We start from the raw sequence: 6,212 nt of genomic DNA, 5'->3' as shown, positions 1-6,212 counted from the left end.
GGCCACTACACGTTCCGGGGCGAGGGCAAGGCGGTCGATCTCGATGCGTTGGTGGCCGATTTGCTCTTGGAATAGGGAATTACGAGGCCAAACAAAATTTTCGAGGGTTTGGGCTTACACCCCCATCATGCTGTTTTGAGATAGATTTTTGATAACACTAACTGTTTGAAAAAACCAGTTTTCAAATCATCATTCCCACTTTATCAAAAACGGTTGTTTTCAAGAAGAACGGTGACCAATCTCGTACCCAACTTGGACAAGATATCCAGGGCATCCCGTCAATATGAGCCTACTGGTACTTTGGGAGGCGTTTCACACAAAACCCCATCGCGCCCTTAACGGGTTTTATATTCCGTTTTCTGAGGGGACCCCTATTAGCTCAATAAACGCGACAAGTCACAAAACGCCTTTAATAGGTGACTGGCTGCAATTTGAGCAAATGGATAAGCGCCAGATCGATGATCTCTTTTTGTGACTTGTCACTGTATAGGGCGATGAGGTCATTCAGAGCCATATGCGCGTCACCCGACAACATCACGGAGATCGGCTTCCCGCTGTAGCCTTCCATCGGGAAGCGGCGATGGTCGCGGCTGGCCTTGGCCCGTTCCGCTGCCGTCATGGGGCGGTCGCCCTTGGGCTTCCGGCCTCTTTTCTTCGTGACAGGTTGTGATAAGACTTCGGCTATCTTGGTCATGGCTGTTCTCCGCATCAGTCGCCTGAATCTTATTATACGTGACACGTCACAAGTTACCAAACATTCTGTGACTAGTCGCGGAGCAACACAAGTGCCCATCCTCGTCATGGCCAAACCAGAGAAACCCCGTGCAACCATGCCGTAAAGGCCCCGTATTTGCCCCAGAACCGACGCAAGAGCATTTGACAGGGAAAACACCACCAAAGCCAGAAAACGCGTCCTACGCGAAATATGAGCATTTTCCAAAATAAAAATACCCAAACCCCAGACAAGGAGTGCCTGGTTGCCACGGCTTCGCCGTGCCAGGCACGGATTGCTGTCGATGCAAACAGCGTTCTATGCGCTGCGCGCGTCATAACGGTGGCCCGTTTACCATTCCGCGCCCTGCGCGGTTGCGAACGATTCAGACGATTTGCAAGCAAATCGCCCAAATCGCCCGCGCCTACTTTGCCCCTGCGGGGCGGGAGCTAAAGCTCTTTTTCAAAAAAAGACCTCATCCACTGGTAAACCAGCAGGGGGAGCCGCTGCCGTAGGCAGTGGGGGACGCAGTCCCCATAGGGGGTCGATCCGGCGAGCCGAAGGCGAGGACAGGGGGACCAGCAGGGTCCCCGCCGGGAATGTTTGTGGGCGGTCCGACGTAGTCGGAGCAAGCGCCCACTCCTTGTCAGAAGGTCCGGCACAAAAGTCCCAATAGAACATAGAAAGGACCATTTTTTAACTAACTGATTTTTTAATGTGTTTTAGGGGGGGTGCGGAAACCAGCTGTTTCCGGGGGTGCGGAAACCAGCTGTTTCCGGGGTGTTCCAAAAATGTGCGCTATGATGTACATTTTTGGAACAGATTATCGGAAAAGGATTTCCAAAAAAATGCAAAGAGATTCCGCCCCCCAGGAAAAATTAGGCACACCTGCCGCACCCAAATATGGCCAATGGGTCCAAACAGAACGCAAAGCCCACGAGGCGTGGGCAAACCTGACGATGAGAAAACCTCGTGCTGGAATTCTCCTGCATCATTTGGTCGCTAACATGGGGCATCAAAATGCAGTCGTTATCAGTCAAAAGACTCTTGCCGGATTGATGGGTGTAACGGACCGAACAGTAAGAAACGCTGTGTCCGATCTCGTGGCAGAGCGATGGATACAAGTCATAAAGCTCAACGGCCCAGGAAGCGTGTCTGCATACGTGGTCAATGACCGGGTGGCTTGGGGACAGCCGCGTGGTGAAATGGTTTTATCTGTTTTCTCCGCTGCCGTGGTTGCTGATAGGAGCGATCAGGATCCTTCCACAGTGGACACCACAGACCTCCGCCGTATCCCGGTCTTATATCCTGGCGAACAGCAACTGCCAGCAGGCCCAGGAGAGCCGCCTCCTTCTCAGCCTATCTTGGATGGCTTGGAGCCTGACTTGCCTTTTCTTCAGGCTGAAACACCCGTTAAAAGCCCAAAAAACGCCGTAGATGACGATCAAATTCCGCTCATTGAGTGATTGTTTTGCTACAATGGTGATACGTCCCATGACACACCAAGTGAACCAATAGGCGACAGTCAAATGACACAGGTAAGCATCACCAAAGCTGCAAGCTTAGCGAAGGTTTCTCGCAGCACCTTTTATCGCTCTTACATCAATAACGGCAAGGTCAGCGTTACGAACGACAACCAAGGAAATCCGGTTATTGATACCTCTGAGCTGCTACGCGTGTTTGGTGTCCTACATGACACAGTAGAAGGTCAAGACACAGGTGGTGTCCGAGAGGCTAACGACCCAAATATTCTTGTTATCAGTGAGCTAGAATCAGAACTTCAGCGAGTGCGTGATATTTTGCGAATCCGTGAGGAAGAATTGCATAAGGCTGAGGAACGCGAACTATGGCTGCGCGACTTGCTAGCCAAAAGCCAAAACCAATTACGACACGAAGAGAAGGATGACCGTCCGTGGTGGCGATTTTGGGGATGATGCCTTGTATATAAACCAAAGCGCGCCTAGGATAACGACATTATGCCCACCATCGATCACATAGACGCTGCGCGGGTAGTGATCTACCTCAACGACCATCGTCCCGCTCATGTGCACGTGATAAAAGGGGATAGTAAGGCAGTATTCATATTGCATTGCCCGAAAGGGCCACCGGAGCTACGGGAGAGTATCGGCTTTTCCAGGGCGGAAATACGTCACCTTCTGGAAGAAAGCATATCCCGATTGGCATTATTCTGTGGAGAGTGGGAGAGGTACCATGGACCAAGTAGACAAAATTCTTGAGCGCGACTGGGACGCTGCAAATCAGCGTGGACGGGAGACGCTTGCTGCTGGCCCACTGGCGGAGTCCGCCTACTATGACCAACCTACGGGAAAGGTCGTGATCGAGTTGAACAACGGTGTTGGTCTACACATCCCACCAGCATTGATTCAGGGCATAGAGAATGCCACTCCCGCAGATATGGCAGAGATCGTCATTCAAGCGCGTGGTCTTGGGCTACACTTCCCGCGACTGGACGCTGATCTGTACGTCCCTGCATTGGCGCGGGGAGTTCTCGGTACATCGGCCTGGATGCGCAGCCTTGGGCAGAAGGGGGGCGTATCAAAAAGCCCCGCCAAGGCAGCGGCAGCCCGAAGAAACGGACGACTTGGCGGGCGTCCACAGTCAGCAGAAAAGAAGGCTATATCGTAATGTCCCATAATCGGCCCTCCTGGGTGTCAGAGGAACCGAGCAAAACCGGGCGATCTGCCGTTCAGGGTTTTGGGGCTACAAGACAGAATGACGCATTCTGTCTACTAAAAGACAAAATTTTTACTGAGGGTCGAGGCTCGTGGAAATAATATTAGAATCAGTAATCACTTGTCCTAAATGCGGGCACCAAGAAACAGAAACGATGCCAACGGATGCATGCCAATGGTTTTATGATTGCAAAAACTGCGGTGCAATTCTAAGCCCGAAGGAAGGTGATTGTTGTGTTTTCTGTTCTTTCGGTACGGTTCCTTGTCCACCCATTCAAAAAAACGCCAGCGCTTGCTGCACGCCTTAAAATTTTACGCCCGCGAAACATAATGGCACATCTGTCTAACTGTGAAACATAGATCACACTCCCTGTAACCGATCCTGCTGGTGATGGAACCACAGCGAAATAAGGGTTATGCAGTGAACCATGCTTATCCGGTTGTCTCCCAAACCCACTACCGGTAGTGGGTTTGAAAATCGATGAAATCGCGGCAACACTGGTACGGCGATCCTCGCCAAGCCTTTTTAGGCAAAGCCAGTCGGTCATCGTAGGGTAGTTTTTAGGGGCTTTCACAGAACCCCATATTTAGTAGCATTGGGAGACAACCGGATAAGCACGCAGTGAACTTGCAAGGAGAGATAACGTGCCTAGATCCAGAGTTTAATTGCGAAATTTTGGGTTTGTGTTTGCATGTCATTTTGATATTATCGGAAACATGAAAAAGACTGCGCCCTCCCCAGATACGTCCGTTGCAGCCGAAACCTGCTTGGTCCGCTGTTTTCATCCGCTCGAGATCAACCGCGTGCGGAAACATCTCAAGGCGGATGGCGTACACCTGGCCGCTGCTGCAGACCGGTTCAAAGCCTTGGGCAATGTGAAACGGTTAACCATTTTGCAAGCGCTACGGGTCACGGAATTGTGCGTGTGCGACATTGCCCATCTATTGGGTTTGAGTGTCGCGGCGACCTCACAGCAACTCCGACAACTGCGTAGTCAGGGTTGGGTCGTCACGCGCAGTGACGGCAAGATGGTGTATTGCCAACTCAGCAAAACTGCCCCACTGCGCGATTTGGATGCGGTCCTGCAACTGCTCGATTCAACTCACGTCTCCGCGCCTCATCCAGTGCCGGACACAGAATTAGGAGATGCTGATGCTTAATGCGCTTGAACTCATCATCCAGCACGTCGTCGGAAATACCTGGGCACTCTACCTGGACGCTGCGCCCTTCGTGATGATTGGCCTACTTAGTGCAGGCCTGATCAAGGCATGGGTGCCGCAGCAGCGTTTGGCCAGCTGGCTGGGTGGCGATGGCCTCTGGCCAATCACCAAGGCGGCAGTGATGGGTGCGCCTCTGCCCCTATGTTCATGCGCCGTGATACCGGTGGCACTGGGTCTGCATCGCGCTGGAGCCTCGCGCGGCTCCACCCTGTCCTTTTTGATTGCGACACCAGAAACAGGCGTCGATTCGATTTTCATCTCGTACGCTTTGCTCGGCCCCTTCATGACGGTTGTCCGCCCAGTGACCGCGATTTTGAGCGGTATCATGACCGGTTTGCTGGGTAGTCTGGTCTCGCCTGGCCGCCATACGGCAGCGCCCACTCCGCTTGCAGCCTCGTCCTGTTCGAGCGACTGCGGGACGCAAACGGCGCGGCAGGAGGGCGCACCCGCAAGCGCGTGCAGCGCTTCGACATGCAATGATGAAACCTGCATGGCTGATGCTTCACAAAGTCGCAACGGCTGGGCGCGCACTGGCGCAGGCATACGCTATGCCGTCACGAATCTGCTCGATGACTTCAGCGTCTGGCTACTCATCGGCCTGACGCTCGCGGGCATTACCATGACCCTGGTGCCGCCCTCCGCGTTGAGCACCTACGGCAGTGGTCTGCCTGCCATGTTAGTGATTCTGCTGGTGAGCTTGGCGTTTTACGTTTGCGCGACCGAGTCCACGCCGATTGCAACGGCCATGCTCCTGGCGGGTATATCTCCTGGCGCGGTGCTGGTGTTTTTGTTGGCCGGTCAAGCGACCAATCTGGGCTCGCTTGGCCCATTGCGTAAGGAGTTCGGATGGCGGTTTGTGTTCGTCTATCTGGCTGGGATAAGCGTATCCGCCATCGGGTTTGGACTGCTGACCAATTATGTCGTTGTTGCGCTGCATATCGACATCGTCGCACAGTTGCACGCTACCCAAGAACTGTTGCCGGAATGGATCAAGCTGCTCGGTGCTGGCGCGCTGACGATGCTCGCGCTGCGGCCTTTGCGCAGACACCTGCCAGGCCTGGGGCACCCGAACCCGCCTGAACATGCTCGCAACTGAACCGAATATGACAAATGTGGGCGTGGCGCTCAAGCTGGGGATGTAAGCCCAAATCGAGGCGGGACAGGTCCTCCACAGCAGGTCGAATCCTCGCCCTTGACAGATGGGCGTAGTGATAATGAAAGCTGATTCTCGCCACAAGCCGTTTTTGAGAAGCTTGCTGCAATCGTTACGGTAACGGTTATTTCACCGGACCCCCGGATTGTTAATCCGCTGGTCGGCATGTTAAAACACCAGTAAAAATAGGCGTTTCAGCCTGTGCCATGCCGTGATTTTTGGCGCTTTGCCCAAAATATGCCCAAGCGTCCCCGGAAAAGCACCATATACGCAACTTGTCACAGTAATAAACCGTTACTGTAACACTAACATCACAACTCAGGACCATCCAGCTCATATTCCCGAGGCGCTGGCCGCTCTACCTCCTGCTCCCGTTGCAACTGCTGCTCCGCCTGAAACCGCTCAAAGGCCTCCCGCGCCTGCTGCTTGCCCG

The 6,212-nt window shown here is 53.5% G+C and carries 8 protein-coding genes; 7 read left to right on the top strand and 1 reads right to left on the bottom strand.

The genetic code is table 11. The features are described from left to right. Positions 1-409 precede the first annotated feature (409 nt). On the bottom strand, positions 410-694 hold the full coding sequence (locus HJG40_RS10000) for a hypothetical protein (protein WP_075323800.1): 285 nt from the start codon (positions 692-694) through the stop codon (positions 410-412). Positions 695-1,512: 818 nt separating this feature from the next. Here HJG40_RS10000 and HJG40_RS09995 point away from each other — a divergent pair. The 7 genes from HJG40_RS09995 to HJG40_RS09970 all read left to right on the top strand — a co-directional run bounded on the left by HJG40_RS09995 (position 1,513) and on the right by HJG40_RS09970 (position 5,722). Next, positions 1,513-2,178, top strand: a complete 666-nt coding sequence (locus tag HJG40_RS09995) for a helix-turn-helix domain-containing protein (RefSeq protein ID WP_207650629.1) — start codon at positions 1,513-1,515, stop codon at positions 2,176-2,178. 63 nt (positions 2,179-2,241) lie between these two features. Beyond that, complete coding sequence (locus HJG40_RS09990) at positions 2,242-2,646, top strand: hypothetical protein (protein WP_075323798.1); 405 nt, start codon at positions 2,242-2,244, stop codon at positions 2,644-2,646. 42 nt (positions 2,647-2,688) lie between these two features. Continuing rightward, a complete protein-coding gene (locus HJG40_RS09985; RefSeq protein ID WP_075323797.1) occupies positions 2,689-2,949 on the top strand; it encodes a DUF4160 domain-containing protein in 261 nt (86 codons plus the stop codon). Continuing rightward, positions 2,924-3,358, top strand: a complete 435-nt coding sequence (locus HJG40_RS09980) for a DUF2442 domain-containing protein (protein WP_075323796.1) — start codon at positions 2,924-2,926, stop codon at positions 3,356-3,358. Before HJG40_RS09985 ends, HJG40_RS09980 begins: the two co-directional genes overlap by 26 nt. Positions 3,359-3,497: 139 nt before the next feature. Next, positions 3,498-3,713, top strand: a complete 216-nt coding sequence (locus HJG40_RS15305; protein ID WP_075323795.1) for a GDCCVxC domain-containing (seleno)protein — start codon at positions 3,498-3,500, stop codon at positions 3,711-3,713. A gap of 496 nt (positions 3,714-4,209) precedes the next feature. After that, entirely contained in the window at positions 4,210-4,566 is a 357-nt protein-coding gene (locus HJG40_RS09975; protein WP_319025820.1) for an ArsR/SmtB family transcription factor, read from the top strand. Next, positions 4,559-5,722: an SO_0444 family Cu/Zn efflux transporter gene (locus HJG40_RS09970; protein WP_215859419.1), complete on the top strand. Its 1,164-nt coding sequence runs from the start codon at positions 4,559-4,561 to the stop codon at positions 5,720-5,722. Before HJG40_RS09975 ends, HJG40_RS09970 begins: the two co-directional genes overlap by 8 nt. Positions 5,723-6,212: the final 490 nt, after the last annotated feature.

Source organism: Acidithiobacillus concretivorus (assembly GCF_018853445.1).
Classification (GTDB): Bacteria; Pseudomonadota; Gammaproteobacteria; order Acidithiobacillales; family Acidithiobacillaceae; genus Acidithiobacillus; species Acidithiobacillus concretivorus.
Note: the sequence above shows the minus strand (reverse complement) of the source record. Positions and strands in the feature narration are given on the sequence as shown.